Source organism: Dictyoglomus sp., assembly GCF_049968615.1.
Taxonomy (GTDB): domain Bacteria; phylum Dictyoglomota; class Dictyoglomia; order Dictyoglomales; family Dictyoglomaceae; genus Dictyoglomus; species Dictyoglomus turgidum.
In genome coordinates this window covers 1-16,944 of sequence record NZ_JBMFQK010000005.1, presented here as the reverse complement: position 1 = coordinate 16,944, position 16,944 = coordinate 1, and the positions used below count along the sequence as shown (strand labels likewise).

Annotated in this window: 18 protein-coding genes and 5 pseudogenes; 15 read left to right on the top strand and 8 right to left on the bottom strand. The window is 32.8% G+C overall.

Annotated features, from left to right (window positions below; genetic code table 11):
- Positions 1-52: 52 nt before the first annotated feature.
- Positions 53-1,243 (bottom strand): iron-containing alcohol dehydrogenase, encoded by a 1,191-nt coding sequence (locus tag ACP5QL_RS05030; protein WP_428125795.1) that lies wholly within the window; start codon positions 1,241-1,243, stop codon positions 53-55.
- 103 nt (positions 1,244-1,346) lie between these two features.
- Here ACP5QL_RS05030 and ACP5QL_RS05025 point away from each other — a divergent pair, with 103 nt between their 5' ends.
- Positions 1,347-1,766, top strand: coding sequence for a type II secretion system protein (locus tag ACP5QL_RS05025; protein ID WP_428125793.1), 420 nt, complete (start codon positions 1,347-1,349; stop codon positions 1,764-1,766).
- Positions 1,767-1,936: 170 nt separating this feature from the next.
- Positions 1,937-2,470, top strand: coding sequence for a C40 family peptidase (locus tag ACP5QL_RS05020; protein WP_164930964.1), 534 nt, complete (start codon positions 1,937-1,939; stop codon positions 2,468-2,470).
- Between the two features lie 244 nt (positions 2,471-2,714).
- Here ACP5QL_RS05020 and ACP5QL_RS05015 read toward each other — a convergent pair whose 3' ends face one another.
- A complete protein-coding gene (locus ACP5QL_RS05015; RefSeq protein WP_353745325.1) occupies positions 2,715-2,933 on the bottom strand; it encodes a hypothetical protein in 219 nt (72 codons plus the stop codon).
- 112 nt (positions 2,934-3,045) lie between these two features.
- Between ACP5QL_RS05015 and ACP5QL_RS05010 the strand changes: the two genes are divergently transcribed.
- From ACP5QL_RS05010 to ACP5QL_RS04995, 4 genes are read left to right on the top strand one after another with little or no spacing between them, the layout of a single operon-like run.
- Complete coding sequence (locus ACP5QL_RS05010) at positions 3,046-3,543, top strand: flavodoxin family protein (protein ID WP_428125790.1); 498 nt, start codon at positions 3,046-3,048, stop codon at positions 3,541-3,543.
- A gap of 3 nt (positions 3,544-3,546) precedes the next feature.
- The gene (locus ACP5QL_RS05005; RefSeq protein WP_012582731.1) at positions 3,547-4,662 is read left to right on the top strand and encodes a hypothetical protein; all 1,116 of its coding nucleotides are present in this window, start codon (positions 3,547-3,549) and stop codon (positions 4,660-4,662) included.
- 1 nt (position 4,663) lies between these two features.
- Entirely contained in the window at positions 4,664-5,500 is an 837-nt protein-coding gene (gene rfbD, locus ACP5QL_RS05000) for a dTDP-4-dehydrorhamnose reductase (RefSeq protein ID WP_272995034.1), read from the top strand.
- A 48-nt stretch (positions 5,501-5,548) separates the two neighbouring features.
- On the top strand, positions 5,549-6,394 hold the full coding sequence (locus ACP5QL_RS04995; RefSeq protein WP_272995033.1) for a radical SAM protein: 846 nt from the start codon (positions 5,549-5,551) through the stop codon (positions 6,392-6,394).
- Here the strand turns inward: ACP5QL_RS04995 and ACP5QL_RS04990 are convergent.
- Positions 6,382-6,897, bottom strand: a complete 516-nt coding sequence (locus ACP5QL_RS04990; protein WP_012582728.1) for a hypothetical protein — start codon at positions 6,895-6,897, stop codon at positions 6,382-6,384. The genes ACP5QL_RS04995 and ACP5QL_RS04990 overlap by 13 nt on opposite strands.
- A 96-nt stretch (positions 6,898-6,993) precedes the next feature.
- Here ACP5QL_RS04990 and ACP5QL_RS04985 point away from each other — a divergent pair.
- From ACP5QL_RS04985 to ACP5QL_RS04970, 4 genes and pseudogenes are all read left to right on the top strand, one after another.
- Positions 6,994-7,380 (top strand): annotated as a pseudogene (locus ACP5QL_RS04985) (anthranilate synthase component II); the annotation flags it as partial.
- Positions 7,381-7,435: 55 nt separating this feature from the next.
- Positions 7,436-7,621, top strand: a pseudogene (locus ACP5QL_RS04980) (chorismate-binding protein); the annotation flags it as partial.
- Position 7,622: 1 nt separating this feature from the next.
- Positions 7,623-8,167 (top strand): annotated as a pseudogene (locus ACP5QL_RS04975) (aminotransferase class IV); the annotation flags it as partial.
- A gap of 3 nt (positions 8,168-8,170) precedes the next feature.
- Positions 8,171-8,308 (top strand): hypothetical protein, encoded by a 138-nt coding sequence (locus ACP5QL_RS04970; RefSeq protein ID WP_242603788.1) that lies wholly within the window; start codon positions 8,171-8,173, stop codon positions 8,306-8,308.
- A 2-nt stretch (positions 8,309-8,310) separates the two neighbouring features.
- Here the strand turns inward: ACP5QL_RS04970 and ACP5QL_RS04965 are convergent, their stop codons facing one another.
- Positions 8,311-9,150: an ARPP-1 family domain-containing protein gene (locus tag ACP5QL_RS04965; RefSeq protein ID WP_272995026.1), complete on the bottom strand. Its 840-nt coding sequence runs from the start codon at positions 9,148-9,150 to the stop codon at positions 8,311-8,313.
- 287 nt (positions 9,151-9,437) lie between these two features.
- Between ACP5QL_RS04965 and ACP5QL_RS04960 the strand changes: the two genes are divergently transcribed.
- The 4 genes and pseudogenes from ACP5QL_RS04960 (at position 9,438) to ACP5QL_RS04945 (ending at position 13,469) form a co-directional block, all read left to right on the top strand.
- Positions 9,438-10,304, top strand: coding sequence for a glycoside hydrolase family 3 protein (locus ACP5QL_RS04960; RefSeq protein ID WP_428125783.1), 867 nt, complete (start codon positions 9,438-9,440; stop codon positions 10,302-10,304).
- Between the two features lie 12 nt (positions 10,305-10,316).
- Positions 10,317-12,644 (top strand): alpha-xylosidase, encoded by a 2,328-nt coding sequence (gene yicI, locus ACP5QL_RS04955; RefSeq protein ID WP_012582725.1) that lies wholly within the window; start codon positions 10,317-10,319, stop codon positions 12,642-12,644.
- Between the two features lie 205 nt (positions 12,645-12,849).
- A pseudogene (locus ACP5QL_RS04950) lies at positions 12,850-13,065 on the top strand (nucleotidyltransferase family protein); the annotation flags it as partial.
- Complete coding sequence (locus ACP5QL_RS04945) at positions 13,062-13,469, top strand: hypothetical protein (RefSeq protein WP_012582724.1); 408 nt, start codon at positions 13,062-13,064, stop codon at positions 13,467-13,469. The pseudogene ACP5QL_RS04950 and the gene ACP5QL_RS04945, both read left to right, overlap by 4 nt.
- 4 nt (positions 13,470-13,473) lie before the next feature.
- On the opposite strand, the gene ACP5QL_RS04940 is transcribed toward ACP5QL_RS04945, so the two are convergent.
- Positions 13,474-13,839, bottom strand: coding sequence for a nucleotidyltransferase domain-containing protein (locus tag ACP5QL_RS04940; RefSeq protein WP_012582723.1), 366 nt, complete (start codon positions 13,837-13,839; stop codon positions 13,474-13,476).
- Positions 13,787-14,179: a HEPN domain-containing protein gene (locus ACP5QL_RS04935; protein WP_012582722.1), complete on the bottom strand. Its 393-nt coding sequence runs from the start codon at positions 14,177-14,179 to the stop codon at positions 13,787-13,789. The genes ACP5QL_RS04940 and ACP5QL_RS04935 overlap by 53 nt, the downstream gene beginning before the upstream one ends.
- Positions 14,180-14,322: 143 nt before the next feature.
- Between ACP5QL_RS04935 and ACP5QL_RS04930 the strand changes: the two genes are divergently transcribed.
- Positions 14,323-15,717 (top strand): alpha-L-fucosidase, encoded by a 1,395-nt coding sequence (locus tag ACP5QL_RS04930; RefSeq protein ID WP_272995015.1) that lies wholly within the window; start codon positions 14,323-14,325, stop codon positions 15,715-15,717.
- A gap of 8 nt (positions 15,718-15,725) precedes the next feature.
- Here ACP5QL_RS04930 and ACP5QL_RS04925 read toward each other — a convergent pair whose 3' ends face one another.
- Complete coding sequence (locus ACP5QL_RS04925) at positions 15,726-16,499, bottom strand: helix-turn-helix transcriptional regulator (protein WP_428125778.1); 774 nt, start codon at positions 16,497-16,499, stop codon at positions 15,726-15,728.
- A gap of 122 nt (positions 16,500-16,621) precedes the next feature.
- Positions 16,622-16,944: pseudogene (locus ACP5QL_RS04920) on the bottom strand (response regulator transcription factor); the annotation flags it as partial.

The following is a 16,944-nucleotide window of genomic DNA, read 5'->3' as shown; positions in this document are numbered from 1 at the left end:
ACCATAAATAAAAAAGGCTCTCTCCTTTTGGAGAGAGCCCACAAACCACAATTTACTTATATGCTTTTCTCAATATTTCCACTACCTCATCAAAACTTAGTTTATATCTATCCATTTCAAAAAGTCCTCCCATAGTCTCTATAGCATTTTGAGCTAATTTTTCAATCTCATCTTCTTTTATACCATAATCAGACATCCTTAAATTTGCTACTCCACACTCTTCTTGTAGCTTCTTCAATGCTTTAATAAAAGCATAAGGTTTTTCTTCTTCAGGGAGAGAATCTACGTCTAATCCCATTACTTTAGCAAGTTGAATATATCTATCAGGAATCTTAGAAGCAAAAAATGTATGGTAAGCCTCAGAAAGCATAATCAAACCAGCTCCATGGGGAAGTTCTGGATGAAAAGCAGAAAGAGCATGCTCCATGGAATGTTCCGAAGTACAGCTTGATGTACTCTCAACAAATCCTGAAAGAGTATTGGCAAGAGCCACATAAGTTCTCGCAATAAGATCATTACCATTTTTAACACAAATTGGCAAATATTTAGCAATTAACTCTACACTTTTTAAAGCATAAAGATCACTTACAGGATTAGCAATATTTGCAATATATCCCTCTACTGCATGGAAAAAGGCATCAAATCCTTGATAGGCAGTAAGATGAGGAGGAACACTTAACATAAGTTCTGGATCTACAATGGATAAAGTGGGAAAAGTATACTCATTTCCATATCCAATCTTTTCATTAGTTTCCTCATTGGTTATTACAGTCCAAGGATCTGCTTCCGTTCCTGTCCCTGCTGTGGTAGTTATAGCTACAATTGGTAGCGCACCTTTCTCAGGTTTTTTACCTTTTCCTGTGCCTCCTACAATATAATCCCAATAATCTCCATCATTTTTTACCATTAATGCGATACTTTTTGCTGAATCAATACTGCTTCCTCCACCAAGCCCAATAACAAAGTCACACTCTTCTTCTCTTGCAATCTGGGCTCCCTCCATTACATGCTTCTTAATAGGATTAGGAAGAATTTTGTCAAAAACTACATATTCAACCCTTCTACTTTTTAAGATATCTATAAGCCTATCAAGATAACCAAGTTTTTTCATTGAACCTCCAGCAGAGATAACTATAAGTGCTTTTTTTCCAGGAAGTTTCTCTTCCCTTAACTTTTCTAAGCTTTCAGGTCCAAACCATATTTTAGTTGGCATAAAATATGGAAAATTCAAATTTTCCTTCATTTTTCCACCTCTTAATAAATAATCTTAGAAGGTATTTTATATTTAATCATACTATGATATAATTTAAACAGATTAAAAATTAATATAAATTTAATAATTGGATATGGGTAGAAAGGGTTTTTCATTATTAGAGCTTTTAGTAGTTATAGGCATATTAACCATATTAATAGCCATTGCTATACCTCTATATTTTGAAACTATAAATCAAGCCAAAAGAAATGCTCACCTCTCTAATATGAGACTTGTAAAAGAAGCTTTAGAGATGTACTACTTAAAAAACAAACAATATCCCATTGATGCTTGGTCTTTTTCTACTTATGTATTATATAATCCTCAGTATTTTCCAGAACCTCTAATATGCCCCTATAACAATCAACCCTACAAAGTTATACAGTGGCAACCTTATTACACCAACTGGGACGATATCTGGGATTGGATTGAATTAAGCAATAATTATCACCAAATTTATTACAAATCAGAAAACCCAACTTATAGTTACGCTTTCACTTATTACTCAAGATAACAATTAAACTTCTAATAATACCCTTCCTAAAAAATTTTTGCCTTAAAAATTTGAGGGCCAGAAGTTGACCTAACCCCTCTATATGATAAAAGCATACGCTAAGAGATAGTTTTAGAGTTAAAATAAAAAGAAAATATAAAGGGGGATTTAAACAGGAGAAGTGATAGAAGATGAAAATAAAGTTCCTGATTATGTTATTTTGTCTTAGCTTAATTTGGGGTTCAGGATGTAGCATTTCATATTACACAAGGGAAATTACGCCTGAAGAAGGGCAAAAAGCAGTAGAGTATGCAATAAGTCAAGTTGGGAAACCTTATGTTTTAGGGGCTCAAAGTCCTGACATAGGATTTGATTGTTCAGGGTTAGTTGTATGGGGCTACCAGCAAGTATGTCCTAATCTTTTATTCAAAAATCAAGGAAAAATTTATAACGATGCAACTGTAGAAGCGCTCTTTTCAGAAAACACAATTCCTATCCCCCTCGAACAAGCAAGAGCAGGCGACATTGTTTTTGTAAGAAATAAAGATGGGATAGTATGTCATTGTGGGCTATTTATTGAACCAACTATAGAGGGACATTTCAAAGTAGTGCATGCATCTGGAGGACTGGGATATGTAGTTATTGAGGAATGGGCTTTAGGGGAAGAAGTAAGAGGTTATATAGTTCATTCTATTGGTAGACTGTATGAAACTTTTAAGGAATAAGAATAGGAGGGCAAAGAGATGGACAAGTTTGATCTGAACTATGTGGGATTTAAAGGATTTTTAAGAGAAAGGGAAGAGTGTTCCAAAAATTTCAAATAAGCAAAGAAAAGGATTCTTATGTGAGATAAAATAAAAATTAAAATTGCGTAAACCCTTGCAAGGGTTTCTATATTTGTATCAAAGTAGTCTCTTAGCACAACACCTTCCCGTGGGATTTTTATATCTACACATACCACTATTGGTTTTACCAAGATAATTCTTTATATGTTATACCTACAAAGTAGCATACTGGAATATTTTCTTTATTCTCTTTATTAATAATATCTTTATCTGAAAAATATACTACTCTACAGATTGGATTTGTGCATAGAAACCATTTAGTCTCAGGAACAAAATCTTTTATAGCTAAATTTTTTACAGTTTCATAATATACCTCTATGCTTGGATTTCCACACTCAGGAATTATTAGTAGTGAGCTTTTCGTCTTATGTAGAATTTAAACTATTGTCCTTGCTAACTTTTCAAGATAGAATAAAGTATATTAAGCTGACAAAATGCAAAAAGGGAGGGATTTCATGGCAAAGGTGCTAATTTTATACGACAGTGCAACAGGGAATACAAAAAAGATGGCAGAAGAGGTAGCAAAAGGTGTACAAGAAGTAGAGGTGGTAATAAAACATGTAGATGATGCTATTCCTGAAGATCTTTTAAACTTTGATGGCATTATTGTAGGATCTCCTGCATATTGTGGTACCCTTACTTGGAAACTGAAAAAGTTTTTTGACGAGAGTGTTAGTGTTGCCTGGGGTAAGGTAAAGGGAAAAATTGGGGCTGCTTTTTCATCTTCAGGAGGCCTAGGAGGTGGAAATGAAGCCACTTTATATTCTATATTAACCGTCCTTATGAATTATGGTTATTTAGTTTTTGGACTTCCTGATTATTCTGCACCAGGAGTTACTGCCCATTATGGGGCAGTCTCTGTGGGATATCCCAAGGAGGCAGAACAAAAAGCATGTAGAATGCTTGGAAGACAAATGGCAGAATATGTTAAAAAATTCTGTAAAGGAGAATAAACTATGAAAGTAAAATTTCTTTTAAGTCCCATAGCGTATAAAGTAGATGAAAAACTTAAAGAAGCAAAAGAATATTTAGGAAGATATTTAAATTTAGAGGAGAGTGAAGATCCTGATGCCATAATTCTTCTTACTGGAGGAACTGAAGAAGAAGCCTTGAAATATTTAAAAGATGGACTTTTTATCATACCCTTTGGCATAGCAAATGGTCTTGCTGCAAGCTTAGAAGTTCAAGCCTATGCCAAGGAAAAAGGTATAAAGACCATTTTAATCACAAAACCTGACGAAAACATAATGAATGTATTAAGAGTCATGGATGAGTTAAAAAATAAAAAAGTAGGGATTATAGGAAAGCCCAGCGATTGGTTAATAAAAAGCGGAAATTATGATGTATTAAAAGAGCTCGGATTAGAACCCGTGGAAATATCATTAAAAGAAGTAGAAGAAAATCTTAAAGAGGATCCTACCCTTTCCGATAAAATATGGGAACTTTCAAAGGATAAAAAAATATCAAAAGAAGAACTTTTAAAAGCAACAAAAGTTTATACCTCTTTAAAGAAAATCATAGATAAATATAATCTTTATGCTATCACAGTAAGGTGTTTTGACTTGGCTATAAATTTAAAAATTACAGGATGCCTTGCCCTATCTCTCTTAAATGCTGAAGGAATTATTGCAAGTTGCGAAGGAGATACAGAAGCCCTTGCTACCATGCTTTTTGCTTACAAGCTAACCAATAAAACTCCTTTCATGGCAAACCTTGCCAGAATAGAAAATAACGAATATACCTTTGCCCATTGTACCATAGCAATTAATATTCCAGAGTATTTCAACCTAAATACTCACTTTGAAACCTTAAGTAGTGTAGGCATAGAAGGATACATAAATTCTGAAAAGATTACCATCCTGAGAATAGGAAGAAACAAAAAATTTACACTATTTACAGGAGAGGTAGTTAAAAAGCCCTTTGAAGAAAACATGTGTAGAACTCAAATTACAGCAAAGATAAAAGATGATTCTTTCTTACAAAATCCTATAGGAAACCATTTCATAATCCTATTAGGGGACGAGGAGGAGAAAATAAAAAGCTTAGAAAAGATAGGATGGGAAAGAATTTAATATGAAAGTATTAATTACAGGTGCAGGAGGTTTTTTAGGACAATATTTTGTAAAGGAATTTCAAGATCATGATGTGATCCCTTTGACCCATAAAGATATAAACATAGAAGATAAAAATACTATAGAAAAAATAATAGAACTTAAGCCTGACTTAGTGATTCACCCTGCAGCTATAAGATCTCCTGACATATGTGAAAGGGATCCAGATTTAGCTTGGAAAGTAAATGCACTGGGTACAAAGCATATTGCTATAGCTTGCTCTATTCTTGATATACCCTTAATTTACATAAGTACCGATTATGTATTTTCAGGAGATAAGAACTCGCCATATACAGAATTTGATACTCCTAATCCTATAAACGTTTATGGAAGAACAAAACTACAAGGAGAACTTTTTGTAAAAGAATTTTGTGAAAAATATTTTATTATAAGGACTTCTTACGTATTTGGAGAATATGGAAACAATGCTTTTACTCAAATCTATCGGAGCTTAAAAGAAGGGAAAGAGATTTATTTATCAAACTACCATTTTGCCTCCTGCACCTATGCTGGCGATTTAGTAAGAAAGGTAAAAGAACTCTCTTTTACAAAATTATATGGCACATATCACATTGTAAATAAGGGAATTATCACAAGGTATGATTTCGCCTGGAAAGTAGCCGAAATTTTTAACTTACCTAAAGATAAGATAATCAAGCTCACCCCTGAAAACTTTAACCAACCAGCTCCAAGACCTCTTTATTCTGTTTTAAGGAACTATGTTTTAGAGCTTTACCATATGGATGATATGGAGCATTATGAAGAGATTTTGAAAAAGATCAGTTTTCTATGCTTTTAAAAGAATGCTAACCTCTGATATAATAGAACCATGAGGGAAGGGGAATAAATGGTTATTAAAGAAATAACTTGCAAAACTGCAATATCAAAATGTGGATTTCCCAGTGGAGGATGGGCAATAAATCCCTATGTAGGATGTGCTCATGGATGTCTTTATTGCTATGCAAGATTTATGAAAAGATTCACAAAACATACAGAAGGATGGGGAGAGTTTGTAGATATAAGGGTAAATATGCCTGAAGTCCTTAAAAAGGAAATAAAGAGAGAAAAATACAAAAACGGTAATATAAATATAGGAACTGTAACTGACCCTTATCAGCCATTAGAAGAAAAATATGAGATTACAAGAAAAATCCTTGAAATACTTTCAGAATATCCTTATCCTCTTAGTATATTAACAAAATCTGATCTTGTCTTAAGAGACATTGACCTCATTAAAAAATTTAAAAATATTGATGTAAATATAACTTTGAATACCCTTGATGAGGACTGGAAAAGGGTTGTAGAGCCAAACTCTCCCTCCATAGAGAGGAGAATATATACTATAGAAAGACTAAAACAGGAAAATATAAAAGTATATGTGATGATGGGACCTTTTTGGCCATTCTTTTCTGATGCGGAAGAACTTATAAAAACCTTTAAAGTTCTTGGTATAGAAGAAATCTACACAGAAAGTTTTAATACCCGGGGCGGAACATTTTCCGAGATAGAAAGGTTAATGTCCCAACATTATCCTAACCTTCTTCCAAGAATGAAGGAAATACTCTTCAATAAGGAAAATTTTAATAATTTTTATTCCCTTGTAAAAGAAAATTTATTAGAATTAGCTAAACAGTATAATATTAAAATAAACATATACTTTGGAAGAGGGCATGCTAAGTTTCATTCATTGTAATCCTCCGAATCATCCTCTTCATCCTCATCATCTAAAAGATCAATTATATACTCTTCTCCAAATACAAATTCCTCGGTTTCTTCTTTATAAAACTCAAAAAAATACTCAGTGAGCTTTTCTTTCAAAATTTCAACATATTCCTCTATTTTCCCTGTAATCTGATTATGCTGATCACTACTTAACCCTAAGCTTTTTGCCTCTTCTTCTGAAAATTCTTGACCTTTGACTTTAATATCATAACCCACAATGTTAATACTTCTATAAAAGACAGCATTAAATTTATATAGGTTCTTTTCCTCTAAAGCTCTATACACCTTAAGAATCAAATCAGGATTTTGTCCCACTGCATCCTCAATAATATTTAAGAGAAATTCTGGCTGAAATTTAAACATACCCTTAGGAAGTGGGATTTCATCTTTGTAATCCACTTCTGTAACTATGACAAAGAATTCCTCATCATCAATATACCCTTTATCAAGAAGTCTTTCTACAAAAACTTCCATTAATCTCACCTCTTTTCTAAACCAAAACTTATACTTATAATATCAAATATCTTGATTAGTGAAAACCATTGTAAAAAATAGAGACGAGATAAGTATTATATAGTGCTTTCTCCAGGTCCTGGGAGACCCACCGATGACAATATACTTTTTGAGATAATAGATTGTTTCAAAAGCAGCAAAAAAATTTTAGGGGTATGCTTAGGACATCAAGCAATTGGAGTATTCTTTGGTTTGAAACTTGTAAAGGCTCAAAAACCAATGCATGGAATAATTGATGAGATAATTCATGATGAAAAAGGGATCTTTAAGAACATCAAAAATCCTCTTAGAGTAGTGAAATATCACTCTCTTATTCTTGAAAATCATAGCAATAATGATATTATAGAAATAGCTGCCTGTACTAAAAAAGGAGTTCAGTTTCACCCTGAGTCTATAGGAACAGAGGAGGGAATAAACTTACTTAAAAATTTCTTACGATTATGAGAAGAAATATTATAGAAGAAAAAATATTTATAGAACCTTTTAAGCTTTACCTCCTATCATGATTGTAGACTTAGAAAGAAATGACTTAGCTAAAATTTGCACTCCTAACTCCATAGAAGTAAAGAAACTTTTTGAAGTTGAAGAATATTCTTCAGTATATCACTTAGTATCCACCATACATGGAACTTTAAAGAGAGATGTAAGCTTTAAAGATATAATCAAAGCAACCTTTCCAGGAGGAGATGATTTCTTTGAATAAAGAGGAGTATTTTTACACCTTTGGTTTAGTACCTTTTGAAACCATATATTTTGAGAATGGGGAATTGCATCTATTATACGAACACTATAATAGAATGAGACGAGGTTTTAAAACACTTAAACTTCCTTTCTCTCTTCCCTTTGAAAAATTCGAAGAGTATCTTAGGGACTATATAACAAAAACAAATTTGTCTTTTGGAGCTTTAAGAATACACTTTAAAGGAAAAGAACCTATTATAGAAGAAAAAGAAATAAAATACGATAGGGAAAAGTATAATAGGGGTTTAGCTATAAAAATATCTAAAATTAGAAAATATTCCCACAATATTCTTAATTATATCAAAACATTTAATATGGGGCTTAATGTTATAGAAGAAGAAAGAGCTAAAAGCTTGGGGTTTGATACCTGCCTTTTCCTCAATGAAAAGAAACTAATAACAGAAACTGCTTTTGGAAACATCTTCTTGAAGTAGCTAAAAGCTTAGGCTACCAAGTAGATATATCATTCCTAAAATTAGAAGACATCAAAAATATGGAGGAATGCTTTATAACTACAAGTGTAGCAGGAGCTTTTCCTGTTAAAAATATAGAGAAGATATCTTTTTCTTCTAAAGAATTTTCTTTAAAATTAGCCCAAATTGAAATTTTTAAAAGACCTTGGAATACGTAGTTCTATTTATTCTCCTTAAGAAGATCCCATCCAAGTCCTACCGATTTAAATTTTAAAGGCTCAATTTTACTTATTTCTTCAAATATCCTTTTATTTACCTCCTTAACCTCATAATATTTTTTATAGGGATATCTAAAAATATAACTTCTTATCAGTTTTTCATGGAGATTTTTATAAGCAGAAACAAGGGGAATAATATCCATCCCTTCAAATCCTCCATTAATATATACGAGAATACCATTTTGTCCCTCAGTGTATGTAAAATTTCTGATCTTATTTTCCAAATTATCTTTTTCTTTTTCGTAAATATCTCTCATAGCTGAAGTTGCTGAGTCCACATTATAAGCCCTTTTATATAGATCAATCATATTCCAAATTGAAACTTGATCTGACCTAAATTCTCCCTTTGAGATTAAATTTTGGAGTACCGTTTCATTCTTTTCTTTTCTAATTTCCATAGGAATTATTACATCAGAATCTTTAAAACCTTCAGAAGTATAATCCCACCTATGAGCTTCTGTACAACTTACTGGAATGGTAAGTTCGCTATTTTTCTTAACAAGAATAGAGGTATTTACTACTCTATTCTGTTTTCCGCCTTTAAGCTCTTCTCCATCTAAAATTAAAACCTGCTCTGAAAGAGTATTTATCACTTTCAAAACTGGTACCTCTCCAAAAGCATTCACTTCTTTTATAAGAAATTTCCCTGTTTTCAATGCAGAATCTAAATTGATAAAATAAGGCATATTATCAATTTCAAGCTTCAATGGAAAAATGGTTATGTTATCAAAAGTTTGAGGATCCATAATTTCCAGACTTGAAAAAATTTTATCTATCTTCATATTCAAAACCCCCTATAACTTTTTTGAAAATGATATACCCAGTTGAGGACAAAATTAGACCCTTGAAAGTTATAAGGGAAAAACTTTATGATATTCCCATTCACAGATAATCGCCGATTTTTATGTCAACCTAAATTTTAGGTTCTTCCAAAAAAGAGAAAAAACAGCTCTATAAGACATTCCAATTTCGTGTTAAAAGAGAAAAATATCGTGGTTCATAAAAGTAATTTTCAGGTTATATAATTAATCTCATAAATAAAAATATTAAAAAGGGAGGACATGACTTTATGAACATTGAAGGAAAAGTAAAAGAGCTTGTATCTCGCTTAACCCTTGAAGAAAAGATAAAACTTCTTCCCACGAGACAAGCAGAAATTCCAAGACTTAACATTCACGAATTTTATATTGGAGGAGAGGCAGCTCACGGGGTTGCTTGGCTTGGAAAAGCCACAGTTTTTCCTCAGCCTATTGGACTTTCCTCCTCCTTTGATAGAGATCTTATGAGAAAGATAGGAGAGGTCGTATCTCAAGAAGCAAGGGCCTATTATTACATGAGGGGTAAAATCGGAGGACTTATGCTTTGGGCTCCAACAGTAGACATGGGGAGAGATCCTCGTTGGGGAAGAACAGAGGAATGCTATGGAGAGGATCCTTTTCTTGCCTCAGAGATGGCAGGTGCATATATACAAAGTATGCAAGGAGAGGACCCCGTATATCTTAAAACTGCTATGACTCCAAAACACTTTTTTGCCAATAACAATGAAAAGGATAGAGATAAATTCTCAGCCAATATAGATCCGAGAAATATGTATGAGTACTATCTTGAGGTATTTAGAAGGGTTATTGAAAAATACAAAGCCCAATGCATCATGACAGCATACAATGCGGTAAATGGAATCCCCTGTATTATAAATCCTATAGTAAAAGAGGTGGTAAAAGAAAAATTTGGCCTTGAAGGATGCGTAGTTACCGATGCAGCAGACTTTAGCCAAACAGTTACCTCTCATAAAACCTTTGAGAATCACTATGAAACCCTTGCCTATGCCTTAAAAGCTGGAATTGACGCCTTCACCGATGATCCTAATCTGGTAATAGAATCTGCATGGCAAGCCTTAGAAAAAGGATTAAAAATAAACTGGTTTAGATTTGAATAGGAGGAGGAAATTATGAAATTTACCGATGGACATTGGAGAGTAAGAGAGGGAATAAAAATTCATTATCCATGCATTCTTTGGGATTATGAAATTAAAGAAAAGGAAATAGTAGTTTATGCTCCTTCAAGTTTTGTTAAAAACCGTGGTGAAACTTTATATGGTCCTCTTTTTGAGATTCATTTCTCCTCACCTTTCCCCAATATCATAGAAGTTATCTCATACCACTTTAAGGGAGTGATAGAAAAAGGACCAGAATTCGAGATAAATAGGGATAAGAAATATAAGCCTGAGATATTAGATGAGGAGGATTTTCTTATACTAAAGTCAGGAAACCTAAAGGTAAAGATAAACAAAAAAGGCACTTTTCAATATACCTTTTACTGGAAAGACAAAAAACTTACTTCTTCGGGGCACAAACATATGGCATATGCTATAGATGAGAACAAAAAAACTTACACGATAGAAAGCTTAGACCTTGGAGTAGGAGAATTAGTATATGGACTAGGAGAAAGATTTGGTCCTTTTATAAAAAATGGGCAAACTGTAGAGATGTGGAATGCAGACGCAGGCACAGTATCAGATCAGACATATAAAAACATTCCTTTTTATGTAACTAATAGAGATTATGGGGTTTTTGTAAATCATCCTGAGAAGGTATCCTTTGAAATTGCTACAGAACATGTAGAAAGAGTACAATTTAGTGTTCCTGGAGAAAGAATTAATTATTTTTTAATTGGAGGAGAAAACTTAAAGGAGGTTCTTGAAAACTATACCCTTCTTACAGGAAGACCCCATCTTCCTCCTTCTTGGTCCTTTGGTCTTTGGCTTACCACCTCTTTTATTACCAATTATGACGAAAAAACAGTGACCAGCTTTATAGAAGGAATGAAAGAAAGAAATATTCCTCTTCATGTATTCCACTTTGATTGCTTCTGGATGAGGGAATATCATTGGGTAAACTTTGAATGGGATGATAGGGTATTTCCTAATCCTGAAGAAATGTTAAAAAGATTAAAGGAAAAGGGGTTAAAAATCTGTGTATGGATAAATCCATATATTGCCCAAAGATCAAAACTTTTTGAAGAAGGAAAAGAAAAGGGATATCTTTTGAAAAAGCCTGATGGTAGTATATGGCAAACCGATGACTGGCAACCTGGTATGGGAATCGTAGACTTTACAAATCCCTCTGCAAGAGCCTGGTACTCAAATTACCTAAAAAAGTTAATAAAAATGGGAGTTGACGTATTTAAAACCGATTTTGGAGAGAGAATTCCTACAGATGTGGTCTATTATGATGGATCTGATCCAGAAAAGATGCATAATTTTTATACCTACCTCTACAATAAGACCGTCTTTGAAACCCTTAAGGAAGAGCTTGGAGAGGAAAATGCCATGGTCTTTGCAAGATCTGCTACAGCAGGAAGTCAAAAATTCCCAGTACATTGGGGAGGAGATTGTCTCTCTACTTATGAGTCCATGGCAGAAACCTTAAGAGGAGGATTGTCCTTAGGACTTTGTGGATTTGGTTTTTGGAGTCATGATATAGCAGGATTCGACAGCTCTGCAACCCCTGATCTATATAAAAGGTGGGTTGCCTTTGGACTTCTTTCTTCCCATTCCAGACTCCATGGAAATCATGATTATAAAGTACCATGGGTGTATGATGAAGAAGCAGTAGATGTGTTGAGATTTTTTGTAAACTTAAAATGTAATCTTATGCCATATCTATACGCAAAGGCAATAGAAGCAGTTGAAAAGGGAATTCCAATGCTAAGAGCAATGGTACTTGAATTTGAAGAAGATCCTACATGCCATTTTTTAGACAGGGAGTATATGTTAGGAGACTCCCTATTAGTAGCACCTATATTCTCGGAAACAGGAGAGGTAGAATATTACCTTCCCAATGTAGGAGTTTGGACCAATCTTTTGACAGGCGAGAAAAAAGATGGAGGAAAATGGTATAAAGAAAAGTTTGATTATTTCTCCTTACCCCTTATGGCAAGACCGGGAAGTATTATCCCTATGGGAGAAAACAAAGAAAAACCTGACTATGATTATGCTAATAATGTAATCTTATATGTATTTGAGCCCCAAGAGGGAAAGAAAATATATTGCGAGGTTTACAACCAAGAAAGAAAAGTAGATTTAAAAGTAAATCTTATTAAAGAGAAAAACATAATAAAGATAAACGTAGAAAAAGATTCTGAAAAACCCTATTCTATATTACTCTTCAATATAAATGAGGCTAAAAACATTACTGGTGGAAAAATAGAAAGAACCGAAAAAGGTATAAAAATTGTACCTGAAAAGAAAATTAAAGAGATTACTATAGAGTTGTAATACAAACTTCCTCCCCCCTCTTCCCCCAAAGTCTCCCAAAGTATATATTGGGGGCTTTGGGGGTGAACTATGCTATACTATAATCATGTTTGACTTCTCAGTTTGGGAAGAAAAACTTTTAAAAGAGAAAGAAGAAAGAGAGCTTAAGAGAAAAAAAATTACTGGAAGATATAATCCCAAAACTTAAGTATACTTTCAAGAAAAGAAAGTAGAAAAAGTTTACATTTTTGGCTCCATATTAGAAGAGGATATGTTTTATGATTTTTCAGATGTGGATATAGCAGTAGAAGGATTAAAAGAGGACTTTTTCAAAATATTCTCTGATCTTGAGGACATCATAGGAAGAAACATAGATCTTGTGGAAATTGAGTATTGTAAATTTAGAAAAATCATATATGAAAGAGGATTGAGAATAAAATGAAGAAGGAAAGATTAAGCTTTCTTTTAGGATATATCCTTTCTCAAGAGGAAGAAGTTAAGAAAATATACAGAGAAATACAAAACATTAACCCAGAGATGAAAGAAAAAACCATATACTTAGCCTATAACCTACACAATCTATACAATGCATCCTTCTTTCATAAAGAGATTTTAAAAAGAATGTCCATAGAAATTCCAGGAATAAGACCTAAGGTACTCTCAAAGGAAAGTTTTATTATTTTAAATGAACTCCGAGGATTTAGATATATATTCAGGCATGCATATAACTATGAAATCATTCCAGAAAAAGTAAATATGTTGAAAGAAAAAATAACAAAAAATTGGAGCATTGTGGAAGAGGACCTAAACAATTTCAAAAATTGGTTAAAGGAAAACTTAAGATAAATTTTTACCCAAGCTCCACAGCATAGCTTAAAACCTCTTTAATAAAAATATTGTTATCCTTTTCCATCTTTTCAATTTCATCTTTTGTATAAACAATTATATTCACGTCAAAGGGAACTTCTTTAAAATAATCCAAAAACTCATCAGCTCGAAAGAGAAAAGGTTTTTCAGAATTTTTTACTATAATCATTATATCCACATCACTTTCTGGAGTATAATCTCCCCTTGCAAAAGAACCAAAAAGCATAATCTTAATAACTTTACTATTCTTTTCCTTTATGAAAAAGGATATCTCTTTTAATTTATTTATTAAAGCATCATAATCTACTGATAATATCTTCACAGAACCCAATAATTTCTCGTGCAGCATTTAGAGCCTCCTCTGCAATTTTTTTATCAAAAAATTCATAAGGACTTCCTTCAGGAAATCCATTAGGATACCTACTTTCCTTATAATACCTATCCAAAATCCTTGCTCTATGATAAATTTCATCACTCACATCTATGAGCTCTTTTAAGCCATCAAGCATCTTTACTATTGAATGTCCTTTTACAGCTCTATTTAACTTATAATATAAAGCTTTTACTGCTTTCTCAGCAGATTGCTGAGAGGCAAAACAAGCCCACTCGTAAAATGAGTGTTCATAATCAAGAAGAGCTTTCTCATAATCCCTTTTAGCCTGTTTTAACCAATCATCGCTTCTGTTCATACAAATTTTCCCTCATTTAAAATTTTAACATAAATCCAAAAATTTTAATAAAATTCTTTCCATATTTGCTTTTTTGGTAGTATTATTTAGGTATATAAAGAAACTTAAAAGTGAGGTGAAATTTATATATTATGAGGTACAAAATGCCAGAAGGTCCTTTTAGGCCCACATGGGAGTCATTAAAAAACTATAAAATTCCAGAATGGTACAAGGATGCCAAATTTGGAATTTTCATCCATTATGGTGTTTATTCGGTTCCTGCCTTTAGTAATGAGTGGTATCCAAGAAATATGTATATTGAAGGAACGCCCGAATATGAACACCATATAAAAACTTACGGAGAGCACAAAAGATTTGGATATAAAGATTTTATACCTCTTTTTAAAGCAGAAAGGTTTGATCCATATGAATGGGCAGATTTATTTAAAAAAGCAGGCGCTAAATATGTGGTGCCTGTAGCAGAACACCATGATGGCTTTGCTATGTATGATTGTAGTTTTACCAGATGGTGTGCAAGCAAGATGGGGCCAAAAAGAGATATCATTGGAGAGCTGGCAAAAGCCGTGAGAGAAAATTTTCTTACCTTTGGAATTTCTTATCATAGAGCAGAGCATTGGTGGTTTTTCCATGAGGGAATGAAATTTGATTCCGATGTAAGAGATAAAGATTATTTTGATTTATATGGACCTGCCCAACCAGAACCCATGCAGCCCACTGAGGAATTTTTAGAAGATTGGCTTCTTCGTCTTTTGGAAATAGTGGATAAATATCAACCTCAAGTAGTATATTTTGACTGGTGGATAGAACAACCTGCCTTTGAACCATACCTAAAAAAGTTTTTTGCTTATTACTATAATAGAGCCCATGAATGGGGGAAAGGTGTGGTAATTAACTATAAATTGAATGCAGTACCAAGGGAATGTGCAGTCTTTGATGTGGAAAGAGGGAAATTAGGGGATATTGATCCCATATATTGGCAGACTGATACTTCTATATCAAGGATTTCTTGGGGATATGTAGAAAATGATATTTACAAACCCGCCAAAGAGTTAATATGGGAACTTGTAGACATTGTAAGTAAAAATGGCAACTTATTACTTAATGTAGGACCAAAAGCAGATGGAACCATACCAGAAGCAGCTCAAAAAACTCTTCTTGAGATAGGAGAATGGCTACTTAAAAATGGAGAAGCAATTTATGGAACAAGACCATGGAGAATTTATGGGGAGGGACCCACAAAAGGAAATGCGGGATCTTTTAGTGAGAAGGAAATTAACTATACAGGAAGAGATTTAAGATTTACTACAAAAGGAGATACCCTTTATGCCATTCTCATGAATAAGCCTGAAAAGGATGAGATAGTGATAAAATCACTAAGCACAGAACTTACTTTATACCAAAAAGAAGTAGCAAAGGTTGAGCTTTTGGGATTAAAAGGAGAGCTTAAATTTGAAAGAAATGAGGAGGGATTAAAAATAAAAATTCCTGAATTTGAAAAGCTGAATTACCCTATAACCTTCAAGATTTGGGGAAGATGAAGAGAAAGTTAAATACTTTCCTTAAAATTCTGGGGAGATTTCCCTGTATATTTTTTAAACTTACATATAAAATAGTCTGTATCCTTGTAGCCTACCATCTCTGCCACCTCTGAGACTTTCAAACCCCTTCTTAAAAGCTCCTTTGCCTTATTTATTCTCACTTTATCAAGATAGGTATTAAATTTTTCCTTTGTATACTTTTTAAAGATTTTTCCAAGATAACAAGGGTTATAGCCAAATTCCTTTGCCACATCTTTCAATTTAAGATCTTTGTAAAAATTAGATTCTATATATTCGGTAATTTTTACAAGAGGATTTCTTCCCATAATCTCCGAAAAATCACTAATTAACTCAGTTAAAATTTCTTTTGTAAAAACATGGAGATCAATTATTGTTCTTTTATTAAAAAATTCTTCAAAAATCCTGTTCTTAAGATACTTGAAAGATTTTTCCTTAAACTGTGAGTATCTTGTGATAAGTAGAGTAACTATATCTACATAAAGGTTAAAATAACTCAACTTTATCTCTTGTTCCTCATCTTCATAAACCATATGTTTTATCATCTTATCCTCCAAAAGTTCCCAAAGCTTAACAAAATCAAGATCCTCAATAACCTCAACCCAAAGTGCCACATTATTTATTTTTTCCAATTCTAAATGTGGCTTTAAATTTTTCTTTCCTTTAGGATAAACTAAGAAACCCTTCTCCTCATATAGAAATCTTCTTGAGAAAAGAGACTTCGCCTTCTCAAAAGAGGATGAAATGCTCAAAAAATCATACACTTTTTCTCCAATGGAAAAGCAAAAATAATCTCTATATTTGTTTCTTAGATGATCTCTTAAATTTATGAGCTTTCTTTTCTCTTTACTAAAGTCCTTAATAATAAAGCCTATAAAATTATCAACTAAAAAAGAAAGTTGTCTAAACTTTTATCCTCCCAATCCACTAAAACAACCTGATAAGAATTCCAAGGAAGATCAAGACAAAAGATATTATTTATCTCATCTTCCTTCACATCTAAATGCTTTTTCAAAAATCTCTCCATTATCCTTCCCTTTGAACTTTCATATAAAATTCTTTCTTTCTCTAATTCATGATAAACCTTTTCTAATTTCTCTTTCAAAATTTCAGGATCCACAGGCTTTAATATATAAAAATTGACTCCTAACTCAATGGCTTTTATGGCATAATCAAATTCAGGGTATCCTGTAAGAATAATTATTTTAG

Excerpts from the sequence above, each read along its gene's own strand:
- ACP5QL_RS05030 (WP_428125795.1), bottom strand. The coding sequence starts at position 1,243 with ATGAAGGAAAATTTGAATTTTCCATATTTTATGCCAACTAAAATATGG.
- ACP5QL_RS05025 (WP_428125793.1), top strand. The coding sequence starts at position 1,347 with ATGGGTAGAAAGGGTTTTTCATTATTAGAGCTTTTAGTAGTTATAGGC.
- ACP5QL_RS05020 (WP_164930964.1), top strand. The coding sequence starts at position 1,937 with ATGAAAATAAAGTTCCTGATTATGTTATTTTGTCTTAGCTTAATTTGG.
- ACP5QL_RS05010 (WP_428125790.1), top strand. The coding sequence starts at position 3,046 with ATGGCAAAGGTGCTAATTTTATACGACAGTGCAACAGGGAATACAAAA.
- ACP5QL_RS05005 (WP_012582731.1), top strand. The coding sequence starts at position 3,547 with ATGAAAGTAAAATTTCTTTTAAGTCCCATAGCGTATAAAGTAGATGAA.
- rfbD (WP_272995034.1), top strand. The coding sequence starts at position 4,664 with ATGAAAGTATTAATTACAGGTGCAGGAGGTTTTTTAGGACAATATTTT.
- ACP5QL_RS04995 (WP_272995033.1), top strand. The coding sequence starts at position 5,549 with ATGGTTATTAAAGAAATAACTTGCAAAACTGCAATATCAAAATGTGGA.
- ACP5QL_RS04990 (WP_012582728.1), bottom strand. The coding sequence starts at position 6,897 with ATGGAAGTTTTTGTAGAAAGACTTCTTGATAAAGGGTATATTGATGAT.
- ACP5QL_RS04970 (WP_242603788.1), top strand. The coding sequence starts at position 8,171 with ATGGAGGAATGCTTTATAACTACAAGTGTAGCAGGAGCTTTTCCTGTT.
- ACP5QL_RS04965 (WP_272995026.1), bottom strand. The coding sequence starts at position 9,150 with ATGAAGATAGATAAAATTTTTTCAAGTCTGGAAATTATGGATCCTCAA.
- ACP5QL_RS04960 (WP_428125783.1), top strand. The coding sequence starts at position 9,438 with ATGAACATTGAAGGAAAAGTAAAAGAGCTTGTATCTCGCTTAACCCTT.
- yicI (WP_012582725.1), top strand. The coding sequence starts at position 10,317 with ATGAAATTTACCGATGGACATTGGAGAGTAAGAGAGGGAATAAAAATT.
- ACP5QL_RS04945 (WP_012582724.1), top strand. The coding sequence starts at position 13,062 with ATGAAGAAGGAAAGATTAAGCTTTCTTTTAGGATATATCCTTTCTCAA.
- ACP5QL_RS04940 (WP_012582723.1), bottom strand. The coding sequence starts at position 13,839 with ATGCTGCACGAGAAATTATTGGGTTCTGTGAAGATATTATCAGTAGAT.
- ACP5QL_RS04935 (WP_012582722.1), bottom strand. The coding sequence starts at position 14,179 with ATGAACAGAAGCGATGATTGGTTAAAACAGGCTAAAAGGGATTATGAG.
- ACP5QL_RS04930 (WP_272995015.1), top strand. The coding sequence starts at position 14,323 with ATGCCAGAAGGTCCTTTTAGGCCCACATGGGAGTCATTAAAAAACTAT.